Origin of the sequence: Caulobacter vibrioides OR37 (assembly GCF_000372645.1) — a bacterium.
GTDB lineage: Bacteria > Pseudomonadota > Alphaproteobacteria > Caulobacterales > Caulobacteraceae > Caulobacter > Caulobacter vibrioides_E.
Window position 1 is genome coordinate 126,761 of the sequence record NZ_APMP01000002.1, and the last position, 23,540, is coordinate 150,300.

Below are 23,540 nucleotides of genomic sequence, written 5' to 3' on the forward strand. Positions count from 1 at the left end.
TGTGGGAAGCGTCAGCGTCTTTGCGTTCGCACGTGAATAGGTCCGGCGCAAGGGCTTGAGCCGAGGAAAAGGCCCGACAAGCGGCGACAGTCGCCAAAAATCCCCACCTTGAGCGCCCTAAATCCAAGTCCAGACAGGATATCGGTCAGTCCAGGGTCGTTCTGTAGCGCGCCATCGCCAACGCGGAGATCACCAGGACGAACAGTCCGAGCGCGGAAAGACTTGACCATAGCTGAGCCACGTCCAGCCCCTTGAGCAGGGCGCCGCGCACCACCCGAAGAAAATGCGTCACCGGAATCACGTCGCCCAGGGCCTGAGCCCAGCCCGGCATCCCTCGGAACGGGAACATGAAGCCCGAGAGCAGCATCGACGGCATCATGTAGAAGAACGACATCTGCATCGCCTGCAGCTGGGTGCGGGCCAGGGTCGAGATCAGAAAGCCCAGGGCCAGCGAGCCGACGATGAACAGCATGACGCCCAGCGACAGGGCGACCCAGCCGCCGGCCATCGGGACCTGGAACAGCGCGCGGGCCAGCACCAGGATCACCGCCGTCTGGATCAGCCCGACCGCCACATACGGCGCCAGCTTGCCGATCATCACCTCGATCGGCCGCGCCGGCGTGGCCAGCAGGCTCTCCATCGTGCCGCGCTCGTACTCTCGCGTGACGCCCAAGGCCGTCATCATCACCAGAGTCATCGACAGGATCACGCCCAGCAGGCCCGGCACGATGTTGTAGGCGGTGATGGCCTCGGGATTGTAGCGGCGGTGGATCACCACCGCGAACGGCGCGCTCGCCGACGCGCCCTGACCCCGCTGAGCGACAGCGCCGACCAGATCGCGCGACAGGGCCGTGGTCGGCAGGCTGGACAGCGCCGCGATCGCCCCGCCGGTGGCGGCGGGGTCCGAGGCGTCGGCCTCGACCAGGATCTGGGCGTCATCGCCGCGCGCCACGCGCCGCGTGAAGTCGGCCGGAATGGTCAGGGCGAACTGGACCTCGCCGCGCGCCACGGCCTCGTCCAGCTCGCCGGGCGAGGACGCGGCGCGGACGATCTTGAAATAGCCGGTGTTGACCAGGGCCGACAGGGTCGAACGCGCCATCGGTCCCTGGTCCTGGACCAGAACCGCGGTCGGCAGGTCGCGGGGATCGTTGTTGATCGCATAGCCGAACAGCAGCAGCTGCACGATCGGCATCACCAGGATCATGGCGTAGGTCAGCCGGTCGCGGGTGAGCTGGATGAACTCCTTGATCAGCACGGCCAGGATGCGCGCGCCGGAAAGACCTCCGGAGGCCCGGCCGCGATCCGCCGCCCCGCTCATTGGAAATTGTCCGACGACTGGCTCATCAGCCGGATGAACACGTCCTCGAGCGTCGGCGCGACCTCGGTCCAGCTCAGGGGCGGCCGGCGATAGGGCGCGATAGCCGCCTCCAGCGCCGCGCGGTCGACGCCGCTGACATGCAGGGCCGCGCCGAACGGGGCGGCCATGATCACCCCCGGCTTGGCCGCCAGCTCGTCGGCCAGACGGTCGGCGCCGGCCCCTTCGGCGCGGAAGGTGATCAGGCCCGAGTCGGCGATCACCGCCCCGGCCGTCCCGCGCGCCATCAGCTTGCCATAGGCGATATAGGCGATGTCGTGGCAGCGCTCGGCCTCGTCCATGTAGTGGGTCGAGACCATCACGGTCAGGCCGCCCGCCGACAGGGCGTGGATCTCGTCCCAGAACTCGCGGCGAGCCTTGGGATCGACGCCGGCCGTCGGCTCGTCCAGCAGCAGCAGCTTGGGCTCGTGCATCACGCTGGCGGCCAGGGCCAGGCGCTGCTTCCAGCCGCCCGACAACGACCCGGCCAGCTGTTTGCGCCGGGCGCTCAGGCCCAGGCGGTCCAGGCTTTCCTGGATCCGCTCGCGCCGCCGGTCCAGTTCGTGCACCCGCGCGACGAACGCCAGGTTCTCCTCGATCGACAGGTCCTCGTAGAGCGAGAACTTCTGGGTCATGTAGCCGGTCTGGCGCTTGACCGCCTCGGCGTCGCGCCGGAAATCCAGGCCCAGCACCCGCCCCTCGCCGCTGTCGGGCGTGAGCAGGCCGCACAGCATCCGCAAGGTCGTGGTCTTGCCCGAGCCGTTAGGCCCCAGGAAGCCGGTGATCCGCCCCCGGCCGACCTGGATCGAGACGTCGCGCACCACGTGGCGCGGGCCGAAACTCTTGTTCAGCCCCCGGACGTCGACCGCCAGATCGATCACCGCTCGCCCCCCAGTGGGACCACGTCGACCGGCTGACCCGGGGCGAGAGGCGGCCCGGCGTCGGGCCGAGCCTCGACCAGGAACACCAGGCGCTGGCGAGCTTCGCGGCTGTAGATCACCGGCGGGGTGAACTCCGACCGGGGACTGACATAGTTGATCACCGCCGAGCGCTCGGGTCCGCAGCCGTCGCAGCTGAAGCGCACCGTCGTACCGGGCGCGTAGCGGGCGACGTCGCGCTCGGGGACGAAGAAGCGCAGACGCACGCGGGCGTCGGACAGCAGGGCGACGATCGGCTGGTTGGCCGCCGTCCATTCGCCCGGCTGATAGAAGACGTCCTGCACCCGGGCGGCGACCGGCGCGCGAGGGCTGATCTGATCCAGTCGGTTCTGCGCCGCCGCCAGGGCCTCCTTGGCCGAGGCGACGGCCGATTCCGCCGCGCGGACGGCGTCCGGGCGTTGGCCCAGCTGGCCAACGGTCTTGCGCCGCGCGACCTCGGCGGCGCTGGCGCGGGCGCTGTCGAGCGCGGCCTTGACCTGATCAAGCTTGGCCGGCGCGTAGATGCCCTTGCCCACCAGCGGCGCGACGCGGTCGTAGTCGGCCTGGGCCTGGCGGACCTGGGCCTCGGCGGCGGCCTTCTCGGCGTCATAGACGGCCAGTTCCTGCGGACGCTGTCCCTTGCGGCCGTCGTTCAGCTGCGCCGTCGCCAACGCCACCTGGGCGGCGGCCTGGTCGCGCGCGGAGGTCAGCTGGGCCGCGTCCAGGGCGAACAGCGGCTGGCCGGCCTGGACGCGGTCGCCGCGCTGCACGGCCACGACGCTGACCAGCCCCGCGTTCGGCGCGCCGACATAAAGGGTCTCGCCCTCGACATAGCCGGACAGGCGCGGCGGCCGATGGGCGTCCGGGCCCAGCAGCCGCCAGCCCAGAAAGCCGGCGACGCCGAGCCCGACCACGACGGCGGCGACGCGGACCGCGGGCTTCACGCCGAAGCCCCCGACTGGGCCGGCGCCAGACCGGCCAGCACGGTTTCGCCGTGCTGCGCGATCAGCGCCTTCAGATCCAGGTCCGGCGCGCCGACGGGGACGAAGGTCTCGCGCCAGACCACGCCCATCAGCAGCGGCCCCATCAGGCTGAACGCCTGCAAGCGCGGATCGCCTTGGCGCAGCTCGCCCCGCGCCTGGGCCCTGGACAGGGCGCCGCTCAGCGCCGACAGCGTCCGGCTGACCACCTCGTCATGCCAGACGCGGGCCAGTTCCGGGAAATTGCGCGACTCGCCGATGACCAGCTTGATCACCGCGCCCAGGCGGGTGGTTTCCGCCACCTCGCCGACACGGCCGAACATCAGCCGCATCATGTCCGCGAACGGCAGGGTCGTCTGGGCCAGGATGGTCTCGGCCATGTCGAGATTGGGCGCCACCGACTCGCGCACCACCGCGCGGAAGATGTCCTCCTTCGTCTCGAAATAGAGATAGAGCGCGCCCTTGGAGATGCCGGCGCGGGCGGCGATCTCGTCCAGCTTGGCGGCCGCGAACCCCTTCTCGGCGAAGACATCGAGCGCGGCCCGCGTGATCTCGCCGGGTCGCGCCTCGCTGCGCCGCCGCCATTTGGGTTGTCCGGGCTGCATGGGCCGGCCTCGTCAATTAACTGACTGGCCGGTTATATACAGACGCGCCCGAGCGAACTCAAGCCTTGGCCGAGACCAGCCAGCAAGCCGAGTTCATGCGCGCCACGCCTTTCTCGATATAGGGCTCAAGCGCCCTGGCGACCGCCGCGCGGATCGGCTCCCGCGCCGCCTCGTCCAGGGCGCCGAGGATCGGGTTCAACGGACCGACGCGCACGCTCATGGTCAGCAGTTCGTCGGCGCTGACCGGGGTCGGGTCGTCCAGCGCCTCGATGGCGACGTCGCGCCAGCCGCTTTCCGCCAGAACGCCCCGCACCCGATCCGGATCGGCGAAGCCAAAGCGGCCCGGCGCGTTCCGCTCGAAGGCCGGGAGCTCGGTCAGGAACGGCGCCGCGGCCCGCAACGGAACCTCCGAGATCGGATTGTCCTCCGGCCCCCGCCAGCAGGCGAAGGCCAGACGACCGCCCGGCTTCAGCGCTCGCCGCAGATTGACGAAAGCCTCGACCGGATCGGGAAAGAACATGACCCCGAAGCGCGAGACCAGGGCGTCGAAGCCGGGCGAGAAGGCCTCGGTCTGGGCGTCGGCCAGCTGGAACGTCACGCCCTCCAGCCCCGCCTCGCCCGCCCGTCTCCGAGCCAGCTCGACCAGCGGCGCCGAGATGTCGACGCCGACCGCCCGCCCGCTGGGTCCCACCCGCCAGGCCGCCGCGAAGGTGGTCGCGCCGGCGCCGCAGCCGACGTCCAGCACATGCTCGCCGTTCCGCAAGTCGGCGCGGTCGACCACCGCCTCGGCGATCGGCGCGAACAGCCGGTCCAGCAGTTCCTGCTGCTCGACCCAGACCCGGCCAGTCCGGTCCCAATAGGCGGACATGTCGCGGTTATCGGCCATGCTTTGCTCCTTCTTCGAAGCCCACCGACCTAGAGCATTTTCCGATAAGTGTGAAACGGTTATCGGATCGAAAAATGCTCTAAACTTTTGATTTAGAGCCCTTTTTATCCGATCTGATTGGATCAATCAGATCGGAAAGGGCTCTAGAGGCTTGCGTCGCGAAGTCGGCGACGACGGCCGCCCAGGGCGTCGGGGCGATTTAGCGCCTTGCGGTACTCGTCGCGGCGCTCGTGGATCGAGGCGATGACCAGGCCCATCGGCACACCGATGTCGACCAGCGCCGCTTCCGACAGCTGTAGGCTAGCCTCGATGGTCTCGGGCACCGCGTCGGTGGCGCCCAGCTCGTAGAGCCGCGCGGCGTGGCGGGCGTCGCGGGCCCGCGCCACGATCGACACGTCCGGCCGCGCGGCTCGGGTCGCGGCGACCACCGCCTCGGCCGAGTCCGGGGAGTCCATGGTGACGATCACCGCCTTGGCGGTGGCCAGGCCGCAGCGCTCCAGCAGTTCCAGGCGCGAGGCGTCGCCGTAATAGATGCGTCCGCCCTCGCGCCGTCCCTGCTCCACCAGACGCGCGTCGCGCTCGACCGCCAGCCAGGGCAGGTCGTGGCGGCCCAGCATGTCGGACACCAGCCTGCCGACCCGGCCATAGCCGACGATCAGAACCTGGCCGGCGGGCTCATCGCCGACATGCTGGACCGGCGCGGAGCGGGGCGGCGCCTCGCTGGGCTGGGCGACGGGCGCGCGGCGTCCGACGCGGCCGCCCAGCGCGGCCAGGGCCGGGATCAGGAACATGGTCAGGGTCGCGGAGACCAGCACGGCGTGGCCGATGGCGGCCGGCACGACGCCCGCGCCCACGGCGTTGTCCAGCAGCACGAAGGCGAACTCGCCGCCGGCCGCCAGGATCAGGCCGGCCTCGATCGCCGCCCGGCGGTCCAGCCCCATGGCCAGGCCGGCGCCGAACACCACCGCCGCCTTGACGACCAGCAGGCCCGCCGCCGCGCCCAGGATCAGGGCCGGATGGGCGACCAGCAGCGAGAGGTCCAGCCTGATGCCCAGCGACACGAAGAACAGCGACAGCAGCAGTCCCTTGAACGGCTCGATCTTGACCTCGACCTCGCGGCGGTACTCGGTCTCGGCCAGCAGCACCCCGGCCACGAACGCCCCCAGCGCCATCGACAGCCCCGACAGCGCGCTGACCAGCCCCGCCCCGATGATCACCAGCAGGCAGGCGGCCATGAACATTTCTTCGCTCTTGGCCTTGGCGACCGAGCGCATCATCGGCCGCAGCGCCAGGCGCCCGACCAGGACGATGACGCCCAGGCCAATGCCCGCCGGGACCAGCGAGATCAGGTCGCGCGGCTGGAAGCCGCCGTGGCCGCGCCCGAGGATCTCCAGAGTGATCAGGATCGGCGCCACGGCCAGGTCCTGGAACAGCAGCACCGAGAAGGTCGCGCGGCCGGCCTCGGAATGCAGGCGACGGCGCTCGGCCAGCACCGGCACGGCGATGGCGGTGGACGACAAGGTCAGGGCCGCGCCGATCGCCAGGGCGGCCATCGGCGCCTGGCCCAGCAGCATGGCGGCCGCGCCCAGGGCCAGCGAGCCTCCGACCACCTGGATCGCGCCCAGGCCGAACACCAGCTTGCGCATCAGGCGCAGCCGCTCCCACGACAGCTCCAGCCCGATCATGAACAGCAGGAAGACGACGCCGAACTCGGCCAGCTGGGCGATCTCGTCGGGCTTGTCGACGGTGACGTGGTTCAGCCAGGGCGCGACGGGGATGAACCGCCCCAGGCCAAAGGGCCCCAGGATTACCCCGGCCAGCAGATAGCCGAGGATCGGGTTGATCCTCAGGCGCTTGAACAACGGCGCGACGATGCCGGCGGTCGCCAGGAAAAGGACCAGGTCCTTGTAGCTCTCTGGGGATACCTCGTGCGCCACACGCCCTCCTTCGCGGAGGCCATCCTAAACCGCCGGGTCTGGATGGAACAATCCAAACCCGGCCGACAGGCTCTACTTTCGACTACGCCGCCAGCCTCTGGGCCTGGGGATCGCCGACCTTGAACTGGCTCATCAGCCGGGCGAGGTCGTCGGCCTCTTGGGCCAGGCCGTGGCTGGCGGCCGTGGACTGCTCGACCATGGCGGCGTTCTGCTGGGTGACCTGGTCCATCTGATTGACCGCGACATTGACCTCGCCGAGGCCGGTGGCCTGTTCGCGCGCCGAGGCGGCGATCTCGGCGACGATCTTGCTGACGTCGATGACCTTGGCGACGATGCTCTGGAGCGCCTCGCCGGTCTGGCCGACCAAATCGACGCCCAGCGTGACCTGGTTGGTCGAGAGGGTGATCAGCGCCTTGATCTCCTTGGCGGCCTCGGCCGAGCGCTGGGCCAGGGCGCGGACTTCCTGGGCCACCACCGCGAACCCGCGACCGGCCTCGCCGGCGCGAGCGGCTTCGACGCCCGCGTTCAGGGCCAGAAGATTGGTCTGGAAGGCGATCTCGTCGATGACGCCGATGATCTGGCTGATCTGACGCGAGGAGCTTTCGATCTCGCTCATCGCCGCCACGGCCCGTTCGGCGATCTCGCCGCCGTTTTCAGCGTCGGTCTTGGCGCCGCCGACCGCCGAGCGCGCGTGTCCCGCGCCCTCGGCGGTGCGATTGACGGTCGAGGTGATCTGCTCCAGCGCCGCAGCGGTCTCCTCGAGGCTGGCGGCCTGCCTTTCAGTGCGACGCGCCAGGTCGTCGGAGGCCACCGAGATTTCCCGCGCCCCGCCGCTCATCGTCATGACCGCGTGGCGCACGCCCGAGATGACCGTCTCCAGCTTGGCGATCGAACTGTTGAAGTCATCCTTCAGCTGGACGCTCTTGGGGGCCAGGGTCTCGGTGATGCGGTGGGTCAGGTCGCCGTTCGACAGGGCGCGCAGGCCTTTGCCCAGCGCCTCGATCGCCGCCCGGTCCTCGGCCGCTTCCCGCGCCCGCTGGGCCTCGGTCTTGGCTCGCTCCGCCTCGGCCGACTCGCGCATGGCGCTGGTCTCGTTCTCGAGACGCACGGCCTTGAGGCTGTTTTCCTTGAAGGTCTCGAAGGCCCGCGACAACGAGCCCACCTCGTCGGCGCGATCGCGATCGGGCGTCTCGACCGCGTAGTCGCCGTCGGCCAGGCGCAGCATCGACTGGGTCATCCGGCCCACGGGCGCGGCGACCAGGGCGGTGAGCTGCCAGCCCATGCCCACGGCGATGACCAGCAGGCCCAGACCGCCGCCGATCAGCATGGCCACCGACGAGAAGATCGCCTTTTCCTGGGCGGTCTCGCGAACGGCCATCCGCGCCTGCTCGATCTTACGAACGGCGGCGACGCCCTTGGTGATATGGGTGACGCGCGCCTTCTCGCCGGCGGCGATCAGGGTTTCGCGCCCCGAGTCCCGCAAGGCCGGATCCAGCGCCGCGCGGGTGAGCGGCGCGCCATATTGAGCCAGCCAGACCTTGGAGTCGTCCTTGGCCTTGGCCAGGATAGTCTTCTCCTCGGCGGTCAGATCCGACGCCTCGAGCGCGGCGATCGCGGCGTTGAACTGGTTCCAGCCCTCGACATAGGTGTCCATGTACTTCGGGCTTCCGGTCAGCAGCACGCCGCGCATCTGCGAATTGAAGCGCAGGACGCCCTTCTCGGCGGTCTGGGTCTGATCGATGATCGACTTGCTTTCTTCATTCAGCCGGATGGCCTCGCGCATTCCGGTCAGTTGAACGAAGACACTGACAATCATCGCGACCGCCGCGCCCAGCAGCAGGCCGAACGACAGCATGATCTTGTTGCGGATGGAGATGTTCTTCAGAAAAGACATCCGTGTACTCCCGAGCACGCCAGGGCGTGGAACAACTGGCGCGCCTTCCGACGAGGAACCGAGGGGCGTCGGAAGACGCGTCCCGCTCAAGCTTAGAATTCGATCTGCATCCGGGCCTGGACGACCGTGACGTCGGCGTCATTCTCGACCGCGCCGACGCGACGGTTGTTGATCTTGGCCTTGGTCACGTTCGTCATCAGACGGACGTTGTTGTACGGGTACCAGTTGGCCCCCGCGGTCACGCCTTCGTAGGTCCCGGCCGTCGCCAGGCCGGGCTGGGCGGTCGGGGCGACGACGGTGTTGGCGCTCATCTTGCTCAGGTCGGCATAGTCGTAGCGCAGGGCCAATTCGTAGGCGCCCAGGCCGCCCTTATCGATCGGGCGCAGCACCTTGATCTTTCCGAACTGTCCGGCGGCGCTGTAGGGGCGGACCTCCCCGGTCGGAAACCAGCTGGCGAACACATAGCCGGTCACGACATTGAAGTTGTCGCCGCCATTGGCGGCGCTGAGCGCCGTCGACACCCGGTCGACCCGGATCTGGGCCAGCTCGCCCTGCAGCGAGACGTTGCGATGGGCCCAGGCGGCTTCGCCAGACCAGGTGGTGTCGCTCTTGCCCACCGCGCCCGTCGAGAGATACACGCCGCCGGCGGCGTTCTGGGGCCGATAGGCCGTGTTGGCGGCCGCCGAATAGGTGAAGCCGGTCTCGCCGCCGGCGTCGCGATAGCGGACAGAGGCGCCCAGGTGGACGGTGTCGCTGGGGGTCATGACGGGCGCCCAGGTGGCGCGCGCCATGAAGCCCGACCGTTCGCGGGTATTGTTGGCGTCATAGCCCCCGGTCGTCACGTCGGCCTTGTTGATCGAGTCGCCTTGCAGCGCGCCTCGCAACGACCAGTTCCGCCCCAGCTTGGTGACCTGCGCGGCCAGCACGAAGCCGCTGTCGGTCAGATCGCCGAACGGCCCGCGCTCCATGAAGGTGATGGTCTTGATCGAGGTCAGGTTCTCCAGACCGCCGACCTTCTGGTTGCCGACCGTCAGCAGCAGGCCGTCGCGCGTCTTGTACTCGATGACCGCGTCGTCCCAGGACCAGGCCGAACCGTTGGCCGCCCCGCCCTCAAGGCGATAGGCGAAGGGACCGATCATGCCCTCGGCGCCCAGGAAGAGCTGCCGGGCGCGATATTGCCGGGACTTGTAGGTCGGCGCGTTGTCCCGATCGACGCCGACGTCGACCGCGTCGATCAGCAGGCGTCCGCGCGGCTTGAACGTCAGGCCGCTGGCGTCGGTGAAGCGCGGCGAACCTTCCCACTTGATCTGGGTGGCCGCGCCCGGATCGGCCGGCTTGGCGGCGACGGCGGTTTTAGCCGGCGCGGCGGCCGCGGCCGCGACCGAACCCTGGGGCGTCCCTTGAGCCTGGGCCAGGGCGTTGGCCTGGGCCTCCAGAGACCGCAGGCGCTCCTGCATCAGCTGGATCTGAGACCTCAGGTCGTCCAGCGTCACGGCGGGGGTGGGCGACGGCTCCGCCGCCGCGGCGGCGCCAGAGACCATCGAGACCGAGAGCAAGGTCAGAGCAAGTAATTTCCGCACGATACTTAAACAACCCCGAATATTGGAGAATTTGTGCGTTCATTTCTCGGTTCCGTAAGGTAAACATGCGATTAATCGGGCGGACGTGCGACAAAATGACCTAATTTCATCTGAAACTATTATTGGGCCGCTCTTCTTATGATTGAATTCAGTACAGTTCATCGACTGACGCCGCCGACGGAGAAGACCTTGGCCAGGCGCGCCTTAGAAAATATCCGCAATTATTACAAAGACATACAAGGATATTTCCCGCGCCGCGTCAGCGAACGCCGATATAAATCATCTTGAGCACTCAACTCATACGTCACCATTGGACGCGAACGGGATTGTGCGCGCGCGGGCGCCCAGACCTCTCGGGGCGCGCCGGCTTGCGGCGAGCGGGCGTCCGCTGAAGCGCGATGCGTTATCCGGGATCCCTATGCGGCCTGAAGCCCGCGGGCCGCGGAGCTTATCGCGGCCGAGCTAGGCGGACGCCCGCGCCCGCCTCGTCGGCGGCGATGAGTCGCACGCCGGCGGCCTCGATCGCCTCGATCAGCAGGCGCTCGGTGCTGTGGTGCAGGGCGTGGCGCTCGGTCTCGAAGTCCTTGACCGTGCTGCGCGACACGCCCGCCCGGTCGGCGAGCTCGCCCTGCGACCAGTTGATCAGTCCGCGGGCGGCGCGGCACTGCGCCGGAAGAAGGATTTTCGCGTGGGGCATCTGGCGAACCGGGGCGGCGTCGCCCATATTGGTTGAGTACGCCCGAAAAGAATGACCGTCAAGGAGCGCCTTTGCACCATACCTCGCTGATCGCCACCATCGTCGCGGGCCTGGGTCTGGCCTTCGTTTTCGGCGCCATCGCCAACCGGCTGAAGCTGCCGGTCCTGGTCGGCTATCTGCTGGCGGGCGTGCTGGTCGGGCCTTTCACGCCTGGCTATGTCGCCGATCAGGAACTGGCGCCGCAGCTGGCCGAGATCGGCGTGATCCTGCTGATGTTCGGCGTCGGTCTGCACTTCTCGCTGAAGGACCTTATGGCGGTGAAGACCATCGCCATTCCCGGCGCCCTCGCCCAAATCGCGGCGGCGACGGTGATGGGCCTGGGCCTCTCGGTCGCCCTGGGCTGGAGCATCGGCGCGGGCGTGGTGTTCGGCCTGGCCCTGTCGGTGGCCTCGACCGTGGTGCTGCTGCGCGCCCTGCAGGAGCGACGCCTGATCGAGACGTCGCGCGGCAAGATCGCGGTGGGCTGGTTGATCGTCGAGGACCTGGTCATGGTGCTGGCGCTCGTGCTGCTGCCGGCCCTGTCCGGCGTGATGGGCGGCGTCGCGCCCGAGTCGGGCGGCGGCGGCGTTCTCACCGCCTTCGCCCTGACCATCGGCAAGGTCGCCGCCTTCGTCGCGCTGATGCTGATCGTCGGGCGGCGGGTGATCCCCTGGGTTCTGCATCGCATCGCCCATACCGGCTCGCGCGAGCTGTTCCGCCTGTCGGTGCTGGCCATCGCGCTCGGCGTCGCCTTCGGCTCGGCCACGCTGTTCGGCGTGTCGTTCGCCCTGGGCGCCTTCTTCGCCGGGATGATCATGGCCGAAAGCGAACTGTCCCAGCAGGCCGCCAACGAGACGCTGCCGCTGCGCGACGCGTTCGCGGTGCTGTTCTTCGTCTCGATCGGGATGCTGTTCGACCCGACCGTGCTGCTGCGCGAGCCGCTGGCGGTGCTGGCCGCCCTGGCGATCATCGTGGTCGGCAAGTCGCTGGCGGCGCTGATCATCGTCCTGGCCTTCCGCCGGCCGATGAGCACGGCGCTAACCATCTCGGTCAGCCTGGCCCAGATCGGCGAGTTCTCGTTCATCCTGGCCGGGTTGGGCGTGTCGCTGAAGCTGCTGCCGGCGCAAGGCCGCGACCTGATCCTGGCCGGCGCCATCCTGTCGATCCTGGTCAATCCGCTGCTGTTCGTGATGCTGGACCGGCTGCTTCCCAAGCTGATGGCCAAGGAAGGTTCGGGCGAGGCCGCGATCGCCGCCGCCGCCCGGCCGCACGCGGTGCTGGTCGGCTATGGCCGGGTCGGCAAGCGGGTCGCCGAGGGCCTGAAGGCCGTCACGCCCCTGGTGGTGATCGAGGACGACGCCGAGCGAGCCGAGGACCTGCGCGCCGCCGGCTTCGAGACGGTCGGCGGCAACGCCGTGCGTCCCGAGGTGCTGCTGAAGGCCGGGCTCTCCAAGGCCACCCACCTTTTTATCGCCGTGCCCAATCCGTTCGAGGCCGCCCGGATCATCGAACAGGCCCGCGCCGCCAACCCCCGCGCGCGGATCGTCGCCCGCGCCTATACCGACGCCGACGTCGCCCTGTTGAAGGCCGTCGGCGCCACCGAGGCCCTGATCGGCGAGGACGAGATCGCGCGCGGCATGTTGGCGAGGGCGCCGCGCAAGACGAAACCCGCGCCGCAACATCACTAGATTATCGCGCGACGAGCAACCGCGCCCGCCTGCTCCTGGGAACAGCCTCGAACCGCCGCGAGATCCGAGCGCCAAGACCTGGGTCTGCCTGGCGGCGACGTGCGACATTGTGGCCAAAATCCCTTCGAACTTAAGGACTTGGCCAGCTGACGATTCAGACGATAAGGTCGACGCTCGAAGCCTCGGAGCCGCCGATGGGTGGAACGCCCAAACCGACCCGCGAAGCGCGCTCTTCTCGGGAGCGACAGGCCGGCAAGTCCGCCGCCGGAGACGCGCGTTACCGGGCCATCGTCGACACCGCCGTCGATGCGATCGTGGTGATCGACGAACGCGGACGGATCGAGGCGTTCAACCCGGCCGCCGAGCGCCTGTTCGGCTACACGGCCGTCGAGATGATCGGCCACAACGTCAATATGCTGATGCCGGAGCCCTATCACGCCGAGCATGACGGCTATCTGGCGCGCTACCGGGACACCGGCGAGCGGCGGATCATCGGCATCGGCCGCGAGGTCAACGGCCTTCGCGCCGACGGCTCGACCTTCCCGCTGGAGCTGTCGATCGCCGAGTGGCGCGACCGCGACAAGCGCTTCTTCACCGGCGTCATGCGCGACATCACCGAGCGGCGGCGCGCCGAGGAGCTGCAGCGGCTGCTGGTCAACGAGCTGAACCATCGGGTCAAGAACACCCTGGCCACCGTGCAGTCCGTCGCCGGGCAGACCCTGCGCAACGCCGCCGACCTGGGCGACGCGCGGGAGTCGCTGACGACCCGGCTGCTGGCCCTGTCGCGCGGCCACGACATCCTGACCCGGGAAAGCTGGGACGGCGCCGAGCTGGCCGATATCGTGGCCGCCGTCGTGGCCAGCCACGGCGAGGTCGAGCGCTTCTCCATCGAGGGCCCGCCGGTGCGCCTGGCGCCCAAGGCGGCCCTGGCGCTGTCGATGGCGCTGCACGAACTGATGACCAACGCCGCCAAGTACGGCGCCCTGTCCAACGCGGACGGGCACGTGCGGCTCGTTTGGAAACGCGTGGCAACGGCCGACGCCCAAGAGCGGCTGAACATGACGTGGGAAGAAATCAATGGGCCAGTGGTCTCCCGTCCGACTCGGCAGGGCTTTGGAACGCGCCTCATCACCGGCGGTCTGGCGCGCGAACTCGGCGGGAATGTCCGGCTCGACTATCCGCCAGGCGGCGTCGTCTGCGAGATCGACGCCGAACTCGCCCGGACCGGCCAGTCGAACCGTTTCATCCGCGGCGCGGCCTGAACCGCTGCGCGTGCTGGTCGTCGAGGACGAGCTGTTCGTGGCCATGCTGGTCGAGGACCTGCTGAGCGACCTGGGCTGCGAGGTCGTCGGTCCCGCGGCCTCGGCGAGCGAGGCGGTCAGGCTCGCCGAGCGCGAGAGCTTCGATCTGGCCCTGCTGGACGTGAACCTGGGCGACGGCGAGACCTCGTTCCGCACGGCCGAGATCCTGCGCGAGCGCGGCGTGGCGTTCGCCTTCGTCACCGGCTATGGCGATCAGGGCGTCCGGCCCGACCTTCGCGACGCGCCGATCGTGTCCAAGCCCATCGACCCCCGACAGCTCGCCCGGGTCATCGACCGCATCGGCAATGGGTAGAGCGCGCCGCGCCGCCGCCGAAACGCGCAAGATGAACTTTTTTTAAGGGAACGATTTTTTCGCGCCGTTGCAGATTGCCGCAGGCTCACACCTACGGATGCGATTTTTCATGAAAAGAGTTTGGTTCGGCGCGGCCGCCACGGCCGCCTTGTCCCTGTCGGCTTTCGGGGCGCTGGCCCACGAACAGCATGTCTGCCTCGACGACGCCTGCGTGATGCAGTCGTTGCTGCCGGCTCCGATCGAGGGCGCGCCCGCCGGCGACGCCGCCTCGCTGGAATCGCCGCGCTACGGAACCTGGGGCTTCGACCTCTCGGGCATGGACACCTCGGTCAAGCCGGGCGACGACTTCTACAAGTTCGCCAACGGCGCCTGGGACGCCAAGACGGTGATCCCGGCCGACCGCGTCCGCTACGGCAATTTCGACAAGCTGGCCGAGCTTTCCGAAGCCCGCACCAAGGCGATCATCGAGGCCGCCGCCGCCGACAAGGCCGCGACCGGCGAGCGCGCCAAGATCGGCGCCGCCTATCGCGCCTTCATGAACGAGGCCGCGATCGAGAAGCTGGACGCCCAGCCGATCCAGCCCTGGCTGGCCGGGATCAAGAAGGTCGCGACCAAGGACCAGTTCACCGCCCTGATGGGCCGCTCCTCGACCACGCCCTACGCGGCGATCATCGGCCTGGGCATCGGCGTCGACGCCAAGAATCCCAAGGCCTACGCCGTCCACGCCTCGACCGGCGGCCTCAGCCTGCCCGACCGCGACTACTATCTGGACGCCAAGTTCGCCGACAAGAAGGCCGCCTATCTCGCCTATGTCGAGCAGATGCTGACCCTGGCCGGCTGGGAAAAGCCCGCCGAGAACGCCAAGGCCATCGTCGACTTCGAGACCAAGCTGGCCGAGGCCAGCTGGACCCGCGTCGAACGCCGCGACCGCGACAAGACCTACAACCCCGCCACCCTGGCCGAGCTGCAGGCCCTGACGCCCGGCTATGACTGGAACAAGTATCTGGTCGGGACCGAGCTGCCCAAGGTCGACCGCTTCATCGTCACGACCAACACCAGCTTCCCGAAGTACGCCAAGATCTACGCCGAGACCCCGCTGGAAACCCTGAAGGCCTGGGAAGCCTTCAAGGTGGCGGACGGCGCCGCGCCGTTGCTGTCCAAGCGCTTCGCGGACGCCAGCTTCGCGTTCCGCAACAAGACCCTGTCGGGCCAGCCCGAGCAGCGCGCCCGCTGGAAGCGCGGCGTCGGCGCGGTCAACGCCATGCTGGGCGAGGCCGTCGGCAAGGACTATGTGGCCGCCTACTTCCCGGCGTCGTCCAAGGCCAAGATGATCTCGCTGGTCGGCGACATCCGCACGGTGCTGAAGGCCCGCATCGACTCGTCGGACTGGATGGGCCCGGAGACCAAGGCCAAGGCCCAGGAGAAGCTCGCCAAGTTCACCGTCAAGATCGGCTATCCCGACAAGTGGCGCGACTATTCCAAGCTGGTGATCAAGGACGACGACGCCTATGGCAACGCCCAGCGCGCCAGCGCCTTCGAGTACCGCCGCGACGTCGCCCGCCTGAACGGCCCGGTCGACAAGACCGAGTGGGGCATGACCCCGCAGACGGTCAACGCCTACTACAACTCGGTCAACAACGAGATCGTGTTCCCGGCCGCCATCCTGCAGGCGCCGTTCTTCCATCCGGACGCCGACCCGGCGATCAACTACGGCGGCATCGGCGGCGTGATCGGCCACGAGATCGGCCACGGCTTCGACGACCAAGGCCGCAAGTCCGACGGCGACGGCGTGCTGCGCGACTGGTGGACGGCCGAGGATGCCAAGAAGTTCGAGGTCCAGAAGGCCAAGCTGGGCGCCCAGTATTCGGCGTTCGAGCCCTTCCCCGGCGTGCACGTCAACGGCGGCCTGACCATGGGCGAGAACATCGGCGACATGTCTGGCCTCGGCTTCGCGCTGGACGCCTACCACGTCTCGCTGCACGGCCAGCCCGCGCCGGTGCTGGACGGCTTCACCGGCGACCAGCGCGTCTATCTGGGCTGGGCCCAGGTTTGGCGCCAGAAGTCGCGCGACGACGCGGTGAAGCAGCAGATCGCCAGCGACCCGCACTCGCCGGCCTATTACCGCGTCAACGGCACGGTCCGGAACCAGCCCGGCTGGTACGCGGCCTTCGACGTCAAGCCGGGCGACAAGCTGTACGTCGCGCCGGAAGACCGGGTGAAGATCTGGTAATCCGTCTACGGATTATATCTTGATCAAGGGCCGGCGCCGTCCAGCGCCGGTCCTTTTTCTTGGCCGCGATTCCGTGAGACGCGCCCGTCACCGTCCATTCGGGTGCAGCCGGGCCTCGATCGCCGCGTCCACCAGGCGTCGAAAGTCGGCCATGCTGGCATTGACCGGCCCATAGACCGAATAGTCGACCGAGCAGGGATCGCCGCCCTGGAACATCGGGTCGGGATGATATTGCAGCGACAGCTGCACCTGCTGGGCGGCGAGGTCGGCCTTGGCGCCGGCGTCGGGTCCCGTCAGCAGGTCGGCGACGATGGTCCGGACCATGAACAGCGACTCGTCGATGGTCGAGGAGATGCCGCCGCCGGTGATGCGGTCGCGGTCCTTGATCCAGCGCGGGCAGCCATTGGCGATGGTCACCTTGGGAAACCGCGACAGCCCCTCGACGAAGGCCCAGTGGGTCGTCGCCAGATAGCCGTCCAGCAGCCCGGCCGAGGCCAGGATCAGTCCGCCGGTGCAGACCGAGGTGACGTAGGACGCGTGGGCCGCGCGGGTGACCAGGAAGTCCAGCAACGCCTGGTCGCCGATCGCGTCCTGCAGACCATCGCCGCCGCCCGGAACGAACAGCAGGTCGATCGGCGGGCAGTCGGTGAAGTCGTACTGCGGGACGATCTTCAGCACCCCGGCGGTGCGGGTCGGCGCCTTGGTCTGGCCGACCGTGGCCACCTGAATCGACCGACCGATCACCGCGCCGTCGAAGAAGGCGAACACCTCGTGCGGGCCGGCGATGTCGAGAAGATCCGCGCCCGGATAGACCACGATGCCGACCGTGAACGGCTTGGCGGGCGCGGGCTTCCCCGCCCCGCTCGTCGAGGCGCCGCTCACCGGCGAAGCGCTCATTGGCGCACCGCGATGAACGAGGCGGTGACGCCCGCCGGCTCGCCATTGTGCGGCTTGGCGCGGATGGTCGTGCCCAGAAGCGACGGGACCTGGTGGACCGCCTTGGGCCAGAGATAGCCCGGCCAGGCGTGATAGTCGTATTCCCAGCCGTCGGTCGGCGAGCCCGCGCGGCCATAGCCGTTCATCGCCACCAAGGTCGGCCCTTGGGGATCGCGTGTGATCTTGCCCTTGAGGTCGAGGACATAGCCGCCGCCCATGTCGAGCGTTCCGACCACGGTGTCGGGCGAAGGCGTCTCCAGTGTGAAGACGCCCTCGCCAAAGATCAGCGACAGCGCCCTGTTGGCGTCGCCGTCGACCAGCTCGGGATTGTTCAGATAGCTGCGATAGGTCCACTGGCCGGCGATCGGCATGACTTTCCTCCCCTAATTGGCGTGGACGACCACGTTCAGCAGTTGCGGCGTCGCCTGGGTGGCGCCGGTGTCGGCGTGATGCATGGCGTGCGGTCCGGTATTGGCCTTCAGGCCCGACGGCCCCAACCGCACCAGACGGATGGTCAAGGCCGACGGCGCGGCGGCCTTGGCGCCTCCCGCCGCCCGCAACCTCGCCAGGGGACGCGAGATCGGCACCGTGAAGGTGATCGGCCGCGTGACGATGTGACGGCCGAACATCGACAGGGTGGCGACGAAGCCCGGCGAGTCGAGCGTGACCGGCTCGCCCTCCGGCGTGTTGACCACCACGGCCAGATCGGTTCCGTGCTCGAACGGCGGCAGGTCGACGGTCAGGGTGGCCAGCAGGCTGGTGGGGCCTTCTGGCCTGGTGGCCTGGGCCAACAGGGCCGGCGGCGGCGTGACCTCGGCCACGCCCAGGCTGGTGGAGCCCGGCGCCTGAAGGCGACCGACGAACGCCTGGGCCGGCGCGGGGCGCCTCAGGGCGCCGGAGAGGGTCTTGGGCACGACATTCTCGCCGGAACCGGGCTGATAGTCGTAGTCGAACGCCGCCGTGCTCTCGAACGCTCCGGCGACCTGCTGGGCGGGCGGCGCGGGATTGCCGTTGACGTCGACGAAGAACAAGAACGGCTCGCGCCGCCAGCGCTTCAGATCGCCCAGCGGATCGACATAGCTGGGATTGTCGGCCGGCAGAGTGGGATAGCCCAGGGCCTGCTGCTTGCGGGTCCAGACGTCCCAGATCCGATCGATATTGGCGTGGTGCAGGAAGAACAGCGGATCGCACGGCGACAGGTTCGACTGCATGAAGCCGTCGCCATAGGTGATCGAGCCGTCCGGATTGGTCCAGATGCCGCCGACGCAGTTGTGCACCTTGTTGTGCGGCTGGCCTTCCATCACGCCAAAGCCGGTGATGCTGCTGTGATAATTGGACTTCGGACTGGCGAAGTCGATGAAGTCGCGCGGCGACAGGGCCTCGTTCAGCATCCACGACGAGACGGCGTTGCTGGTCGGCTTGTCGAAGCCCGGCTTGGCCGGCGTCGAGCCGCGCGAATTGGGCGGCGCGAAGAACATCGGCCCGCCCTGGGGTCCGATATCGAACAGCAGGTCGGCCGGGAAGCGCAGGCCGCGGATCAGCAGCTGCTGGTTCTGCTGGCTGGTCAGGGTCTTCCAGAACGTGTCCAGCACGGGGCCAAACTGACTGTTGAAGGCGTCCAGGCTCTGGATATAGGCCGAATTGTTGGGGTTCAGCACATCGTCGAACATCGCCGCCGGCACCTTCGGGTCGGCGGTCCAGTCCCAGTAGGGGAAGGCGAAGTCCGGGTCCTCGCTCAGCAGGCGGACGGTCTGCTCGAACAGGCCCACGAAGCCCCGGTGCCAGACCACGAACCACCAGTTGCCGTGCGGGCAGTCGATCGTGTGGATCAGCGCCCGGCGGTACCAGTTGTTCGGGTCGGTCGCCGGCAGAGCCAGCATCTTGCGGATCGCCTTCTTGTAGCTCTCCAGCGCCTTCATCCCCTCCGGAGAATTGACGTTGTAGCGGCGCCAGCGGGCCTTGGCGGGCGGCGCGGCCGAGGCGACGGGCCCAGCGGCGGCCAGGGCGGCGGCGGCGCCCCCGGCGGCCAGCAGCGCGCGGCGCGAGGGCATGGAGAAGCCGGCCTCGGCCGGAGTGGAATCGCGAGTCATCGGCGACCTCCCTTTGAGTCGAGAGCCCCCTGGAGGGCGAACACGGAAGACGGTGATACGCTTACGGTCACGCGCGGAGGCAGGACCCGCGCCGGAAGCCCGGCGCGCGAGGCGTTCAGGTCCTTGCACCTCCCCCGTGTGGGACGCGCCCACCCGGGATATACTACTTATGCGCTAAGATAACGCCAGCTAAATTTATGGATTAAGGCTCAACGGTCTTGGCGCACCATCTGGCGTGTTGCGCGCCGCCGCCAGACGCGCTCTATCACCCCGGTTGACGCGTTGGGGGGACGAGCATGGCGCTGGACGACGAAGCCGAGCGCAAGCCGCTGGCGCCGCGCCTGCGTCGCCTGGGTCCCGGCCTGATCACCGGAGCGGCCGACGACGATCCCAGCGGCATCGCCACCTATTCGCAGGCCGGCGCCCAGTTCGGCCTGAACATGCTGTGGACCGTCGTCCTGACCTATCCGCTGATGGTCGCGGTGCAGTCGATCAGCGCCCGCATCGGCCGCGTGACCGGCCATGGCCTGTCGACCAACCTCGGCAAGATCCTGCCGCGCTGGCTGGTCACGGCCCTGGTCGGCCTGCTGTTCTTCGCCAACACCATCAATATCGGCGCCGATCTGGCGGCGATGGGGGCCGCCGGACGGCTGGTGACCGGCGCCAACCAGCACCTGCTGACCATCGCCTTCGCGCTGGTCACGGTCCTGCTGCAGGTGTTCGTGCCTTATCATCGCTATGTCAGCCTGCTGAAGTGGCTGACCCTGGCGCTGTTCGCCTATGTCGCCGTCGTCTTCAGCGTCAAGATCGACTGGGGCCAGGTCGCCATCCATACGATCTTCCCGCGCCTTCCGGACCAGGGCTGGATCGTCGTGGTCGTGGCCGTCTTCGGCACCACCATCAGTCCCTATCTGTTCTTCTGGCAGAGCTCCGAGGAGGTCGAGGAAGAGGAGGCCAAGGGCGCCGCCCCGCTGATCGCCGCGCCGGAGGCCGCCGCCGAGGAACTGGACCGGATTCGCTGGGACACCTTCATCGGCATGGGCGTGTCGAACCTGATCGCCTTCTTCATCATCCTGACCACGGCGGTGACGCTGAACACCCACGGGATCACCGACATCCAGACGTCCGAGCAGGCGGCCCTGGCCCTGCGGCCGATCGCCGGCCAGATGGCCTTCCTGCTGTTCGCCCTGGGCGTCGTGGGCACCGGGCTGCTGGGCGTGCCGGTGCTGGCCGGCTCGGTCGGCTACGCGATCGGCGAGCTGCGGGGCTGGACCTGCGGGCTGGAGCGCAAGCCGCGCGAGGCGCCCGCCTTCTACGCCGTGATCGTCGGGGCCGTCGTCCTGGGCCTCGTGGTCGACTATTCGGGACTGGACCCGATCAAGGCGCTGTTCTGGAGCGCCGTGGTCAATGGCGTAACGGCCGTGCCGATCATGGCGGCGATGATGCTGGTGGCCAGCCGTCGACAGGAGATGGGCCCGTTCGTGGCCACCCGCGCCCAGGTCGTCTTCGGCTGGCTGGCGACCCTGGTCATGGCCGTCGCCGCCGTCGGCATGTTCCTGACGTTATAGGTCCGGCCCGCGACATCTCCGTCCGAGGCCGGGGCCAAAGCGCTCGCGGGGCCGGCGCGCCGGACGATCGCGCCCCGAAAGCCAGGCTTCGCCGGACCTGGAAATCTTTTTGACGGAAGAGTCAAAATTTGAAATCGAGAGGCCAGATACACCAAACCCGCCGCGGGGGATAATCGCGACGGGCTGGCTATTTCTCGATCATTCGATCTAGGCGGGCGTTTCCTCCCCGAAACGCCGAAGGAAGGGAGCTCTCTGTCGGGCCCGTTTCTTCCTTGCAGGGTCAAGAAACGTCAAATTCGTGACGGTGTCAACGCGTCAAAGCCAGAATCCGTAACGGGTTGGACGAATTTTTGACGCCCGCGCCGTAGTTTGGACCGAGCAGTCGAATTTACCCCCGAAATCCGGCGTTATTTTTGACCAATCCGTCAAAAGTTAAGGTTCGAGCGTGGCGACGAACTGGTCGAGCACCGCCGAGCGCGACTCGAAAACATAGTCCGGACGCGACACGGTGACGGGCTCGACCCCGGCGGCGGCCAGGGCGGCGGCCGCGTCGAACAGGTCGCCGGTCGCCAGCAGCACGCCATTGGCCCGACGCGAGCCGCCCTTGGCCACGAAGGCGGCCACGGCCGCCTGGGCCGCCGCGTCCTGCTCGGCCGGCCAGGCCAGGGTCGCCAGCTTGGCCGCCCGTCCCTTGGCCTCGACCACCGACAACATACGCCGGAGACTCTCCAGCTGCTCGGCCGACCAACTGGCGACCCGCGAGGCGGTCAGCTGGGCCTGACTCTTCAGGATCACCCCATCTGAGAGGATCTTCAGCCCGTTGGCCGCCAGGGTCGCGCCGGTGGTGGTGATGTCGACGACCAGCTCGGCGGCGCCGGCGGCCGGGGCCCCCTCGGTCGCGCCGCTGCTCTCGACGATCCGATAGTCGGCGATGCCGTGCCGGGCGAAGAAGGCGCGGGTCTGGGTGACGTACTTGGTCGCCACCCGCAGGCGCCGGCCGGTCTTGGCCAGGTGCAGATGCCCGACGTCGTCGATGTCGGCCATGGTGTCGACGTCGATCCAGCTCTTGGGCGCGGTCACCACCAGGTCGGCGCGGCCAAAGCCCAGGGCCCGCAGCAGCATGACCCGGCTGTCCATGTCGTCGCCGCGCTCGCGCAGCAGGTCCTCGCCGGTGACGCCCAGGTGCAGCTCACCGCTGTCCAGGCCCGCGGCGATGTCGCCGGCCGACAGCAGGCGCACCGAGACGCCGGGCAGGCCGCCCAGCTCGGCCGAATAGCCGCGCGCCCCGCCGGTCATCTCCAGCTTGAAGCCGCAGCCGGCCAGCCAGTCCTCGACCTGGTCCTTCAGGCGGCCCTTGGACGGAATGGCGAAGATCATCGGATTGGCGCTCATCAGGCTTGCCCCCCGGCATAGGCGCGGGCCGGGCGGACCATGCAGCCCACGGCGCCCGTCGTCGTCGTCACGCCCAGCCGTCCGGGCAGGCCGTCATAGCGGCCGCCGGCGGCGACCGGGGCCTCGTCGCCCAGGGCCGCCGAGCGGACCTCGAACAGCAGGCCGTCGTAATAGCCGAACGCCCGGCCGAAGGCGGCGGCCAAGGTGGCCTTTTCCAGCGGAACGCCGCGCGCGGCCATCCCCGCCAGGCGCGCTCGCCAGCCGGCGACGGCGGCCTTCAGCCCCGCATCGTCCGGACCCGCCAGGGCGACGATGGCGTCCAGCGCCGCCTCCGGACGATCCGACACGGCCAGGAAGGCGCGGACCTTGTCGGCCTGTTCGGGCGACAGGCGCCCGGCCTCGGCGCTCCGGGCCTTCTCGACCAGGCGGCGGGCGATCTCGGCCGGGCGGCGGCCGCCGACGGGCTCGATGCCGGCCAGGGACCACAGCTCCTGCAGCATGGCCGACGCCTCGGCCTCGGGCAGGCCGGCCAGCAGGGCGGCGATCCGCGACTGCTCGGCGGTGGACGACACCCCCTCGCCGTCCAGCTCGGCCTTCAGCTGCCGGGGCTTGGCGAAGGCGCGTTTGAGCCGGGCGGCCAGCGGCGCGGCCAGCTCCAGGCTGTCGACGAAGGCGGAAAACAGCGACACGTCGCCCAGCACCAGCGACAGGTCCGCGCGCCCGCCCGCCGCCGAGGCCGCCCAGGCCAGGGCGGCGATCTCGGCGTCGGCGGCCACGGGGTCGCCGGCCTCGAAGGCCTCGACGCCGACCTGCAGGAACTCCTCGGCCCGGTCGCTGCCGCGCGGCGCGACGCGGAAGGCCTTGCCCTCGTAGAAGCAGCGGCCCGGCTCGCCGGCCCCGTCGGCGAAGTGCTCGCGGGCCACGGCGACGGTGAAGTCGGGACGTAGGCAGGCCTCCTCGCCGCCATCGCCGGACACCACGAACAGCCGCGACCGCATGGCCTCGCCGGCCAGGTCCAGCAACAGACCCAGGGGCTGCAGCACCGGCGCGTCGACCGGGGTCGCCCCGGCCGCCAGCAGCGGCGCGCGGATGGCGTCCAGCGCCGCCGCCGGAATGGAACGCTCGAGCCTCAC

19 protein-coding genes are annotated in these 23,540 nt (G+C 69.0%); 5 read left to right on the forward strand and 14 right to left on the reverse strand.

All coding sequences use genetic code 11. The features are described from left to right. Nucleotides 1-145: 145 nt before the first annotated feature. The 9 genes from OR37_RS03350 to OR37_RS03390 all read right to left on the reverse strand — a co-directional run bounded on the left by OR37_RS03350 (nt 146) and on the right by OR37_RS03390 (nt 10,850). Entirely contained in the window at nt 146-1,318 is a 1,173-nt protein-coding gene (locus OR37_RS03350; protein ID WP_004615801.1) for an ABC transporter permease, read from the reverse strand. Next, a complete protein-coding gene (locus tag OR37_RS03355; RefSeq protein WP_004615802.1) occupies nt 1,315-2,235 on the reverse strand; it encodes an ABC transporter ATP-binding protein in 921 nt (306 codons plus the stop codon). The genes OR37_RS03350 and OR37_RS03355 overlap by 4 nt, the downstream gene beginning before the upstream one ends. Further along, nucleotides 2,232-3,215: an HlyD family secretion protein gene (locus OR37_RS03360; protein WP_004615803.1), complete on the reverse strand. Its 984-nt coding sequence runs from the start codon at nt 3,213-3,215 to the stop codon at nt 2,232-2,234. Before OR37_RS03360 ends, OR37_RS03355 begins: the two co-directional genes overlap by 4 nt. After that, entirely contained in the window at nt 3,212-3,856 is a 645-nt protein-coding gene (locus tag OR37_RS03365; protein ID WP_004615804.1) for a TetR/AcrR family transcriptional regulator, read from the reverse strand. Before OR37_RS03365 ends, OR37_RS03360 begins: the two co-directional genes overlap by 4 nt. A 58-nt stretch (nt 3,857-3,914) precedes the next feature. Further along, nucleotides 3,915-4,742 carry a class I SAM-dependent methyltransferase gene (locus OR37_RS03370; RefSeq protein WP_004615805.1) on the reverse strand — a complete coding sequence of 276 codons (828 nt, stop codon included), beginning with the start codon at nt 4,740-4,742 and terminating at the stop codon, nt 3,915-3,917. A 143-nt stretch (nt 4,743-4,885) separates the two neighbouring features. Continuing rightward, nucleotides 4,886-6,679: a cation:proton antiporter domain-containing protein gene (locus OR37_RS03375; RefSeq protein WP_004615806.1), complete on the reverse strand. Its 1,794-nt coding sequence runs from the start codon at nt 6,677-6,679 to the stop codon at nt 4,886-4,888. An 82-nt stretch (nt 6,680-6,761) separates the two neighbouring features. Then, nucleotides 6,762-8,573: a HAMP domain-containing methyl-accepting chemotaxis protein gene (locus OR37_RS20585; RefSeq protein WP_004615807.1), complete on the reverse strand. Its 1,812-nt coding sequence runs from the start codon at nt 8,571-8,573 to the stop codon at nt 6,762-6,764. Between the two features lie 92 nt (nt 8,574-8,665). After that, nucleotides 8,666-10,153 carry an OprO/OprP family phosphate-selective porin gene (locus tag OR37_RS03385; RefSeq protein ID WP_235046539.1) on the reverse strand — a complete coding sequence of 496 codons (1,488 nt, stop codon included), beginning with the start codon at nt 10,151-10,153 and terminating at the stop codon, nt 8,666-8,668. A 448-nt stretch (nt 10,154-10,601) separates the two neighbouring features. Continuing rightward, on the reverse strand, nt 10,602-10,850 hold the full coding sequence (locus OR37_RS03390; RefSeq protein ID WP_035016917.1) for a helix-turn-helix domain-containing protein: 249 nt from the start codon (nt 10,848-10,850) through the stop codon (nt 10,602-10,604). Between the two features lie 71 nt (nt 10,851-10,921). On the opposite strand from OR37_RS03390, the gene ybaL reads away from it, so the two are divergent. From ybaL to OR37_RS03410, 4 genes are all read left to right on the forward strand, one after another. Continuing rightward, on the forward strand, nt 10,922-12,577 hold the full coding sequence (gene ybaL, locus OR37_RS03395; RefSeq protein ID WP_004615810.1) for a YbaL family putative K(+) efflux transporter: 1,656 nt from the start codon (nt 10,922-10,924) through the stop codon (nt 12,575-12,577). Between the two features lie 194 nt (nt 12,578-12,771). Further along, the gene (locus OR37_RS03400; protein WP_004615811.1) at nt 12,772-13,839 is read left to right on the forward strand and encodes a sensor histidine kinase; all 1,068 of its coding nucleotides are present in this window, start codon (nt 12,772-12,774) and stop codon (nt 13,837-13,839) included. 10 nt (nt 13,840-13,849) lie between these two features. Then, nucleotides 13,850-14,191, forward strand: coding sequence for a response regulator (locus OR37_RS03405; RefSeq protein WP_004615812.1), 342 nt, complete (start codon nt 13,850-13,852; stop codon nt 14,189-14,191). A 109-nt stretch (nt 14,192-14,300) separates the two neighbouring features. Then, nucleotides 14,301-16,421 carry a M13 family metallopeptidase gene (locus tag OR37_RS03410; protein ID WP_004615813.1) on the forward strand — a complete coding sequence of 707 codons (2,121 nt, stop codon included), beginning with the start codon at nt 14,301-14,303 and terminating at the stop codon, nt 16,419-16,421. Nucleotides 16,422-16,508: 87 nt separating this feature from the next. Here the strand turns inward: OR37_RS03410 and OR37_RS03415 are convergent, their stop codons facing one another. The 3 genes from OR37_RS03415 to OR37_RS03425 are packed head-to-tail and all read right to left on the reverse strand — an operon-like array spanning nt 16,509 to nt 19,447. Further along, nucleotides 16,509-17,318, reverse strand: a complete 810-nt coding sequence (locus OR37_RS03415; RefSeq protein ID WP_004615814.1) for a DJ-1/PfpI family protein — start codon at nt 17,316-17,318, stop codon at nt 16,509-16,511. After that, on the reverse strand, nt 17,315-17,728 hold the full coding sequence (locus OR37_RS03420) for a hypothetical protein (protein WP_004615815.1): 414 nt from the start codon (nt 17,726-17,728) through the stop codon (nt 17,315-17,317). Before OR37_RS03420 ends, OR37_RS03415 begins: the two co-directional genes overlap by 4 nt. Before the next feature lie 12 nt (nt 17,729-17,740). Continuing rightward, nucleotides 17,741-19,447: a tyrosinase family protein gene (locus tag OR37_RS03425; protein WP_004615816.1), complete on the reverse strand. Its 1,707-nt coding sequence runs from the start codon at nt 19,445-19,447 to the stop codon at nt 17,741-17,743. 296 nt (nt 19,448-19,743) lie between these two features. Here OR37_RS03425 and OR37_RS03430 point away from each other — a divergent pair, with 296 nt between their 5' ends. Then, nucleotides 19,744-21,015, forward strand: coding sequence for an NRAMP family divalent metal transporter (locus OR37_RS03430; protein ID WP_004615817.1), 1,272 nt, complete (start codon nt 19,744-19,746; stop codon nt 21,013-21,015). Between the two features lie 432 nt (nt 21,016-21,447). On the opposite strand, the gene hisG is transcribed toward OR37_RS03430, so the two are convergent. After that, the gene (gene hisG / locus OR37_RS03435) at nt 21,448-22,407 is read right to left on the reverse strand and encodes an ATP phosphoribosyltransferase (protein WP_035016892.1); all 960 of its coding nucleotides are present in this window, start codon (nt 22,405-22,407) and stop codon (nt 21,448-21,450) included. Further along, nucleotides 22,407-23,540, reverse strand: a complete 1,134-nt coding sequence (locus tag OR37_RS03440; protein ID WP_004615819.1) for an ATP phosphoribosyltransferase regulatory subunit — start codon at nt 23,538-23,540, stop codon at nt 22,407-22,409. Before OR37_RS03440 ends, hisG begins: the two co-directional genes overlap by 1 nt.

What these genes read in the sequence shown, in the direction of transcription:
- OR37_RS03350 (WP_004615801.1), bottom strand. Translation starts at nt 1,318, where the DNA reads ATGAGCGGGGCGGCGGATCGCGGCCGGGCCTCCGGAGGTCTTTCCGGC.
- OR37_RS03365 (WP_004615804.1), bottom strand. Translation starts at nt 3,856, where the DNA reads ATGCAGCCCGGACAACCCAAATGGCGGCGGCGCAGCGAGGCGCGACCC.
- OR37_RS03370 (WP_004615805.1), bottom strand. Translation starts at nt 4,742, where the DNA reads ATGGCCGATAACCGCGACATGTCCGCCTATTGGGACCGGACTGGCCGG.
- OR37_RS20585 (WP_004615807.1), bottom strand. Translation starts at nt 8,573, where the DNA reads ATGTCTTTTCTGAAGAACATCTCCATCCGCAACAAGATCATGCTGTCG.
- OR37_RS03390 (WP_035016917.1), bottom strand. Translation starts at nt 10,850, where the DNA reads ATGCCCCACGCGAAAATCCTTCTTCCGGCGCAGTGCCGCGCCGCCCGC.
- OR37_RS03400 (WP_004615811.1), top strand. Translation starts at nt 12,772, where the DNA reads ATGGGTGGAACGCCCAAACCGACCCGCGAAGCGCGCTCTTCTCGGGAG.
- OR37_RS03410 (WP_004615813.1), top strand. Translation starts at nt 14,301, where the DNA reads ATGAAAAGAGTTTGGTTCGGCGCGGCCGCCACGGCCGCCTTGTCCCTG.
- OR37_RS03415 (WP_004615814.1), bottom strand. Translation starts at nt 17,318, where the DNA reads ATGAGCGCTTCGCCGGTGAGCGGCGCCTCGACGAGCGGGGCGGGGAAG.
- OR37_RS03420 (WP_004615815.1), bottom strand. Translation starts at nt 17,728, where the DNA reads ATGCCGATCGCCGGCCAGTGGACCTATCGCAGCTATCTGAACAATCCC.
- OR37_RS03425 (WP_004615816.1), bottom strand. Translation starts at nt 19,447, where the DNA reads ATGACTCGCGATTCCACTCCGGCCGAGGCCGGCTTCTCCATGCCCTCG.
- OR37_RS03430 (WP_004615817.1), top strand. Translation starts at nt 19,744, where the DNA reads ATGGCGCTGGACGACGAAGCCGAGCGCAAGCCGCTGGCGCCGCGCCTG.
- hisG (WP_035016892.1), bottom strand. Translation starts at nt 22,407, where the DNA reads ATGAGCGCCAATCCGATGATCTTCGCCATTCCGTCCAAGGGCCGCCTG.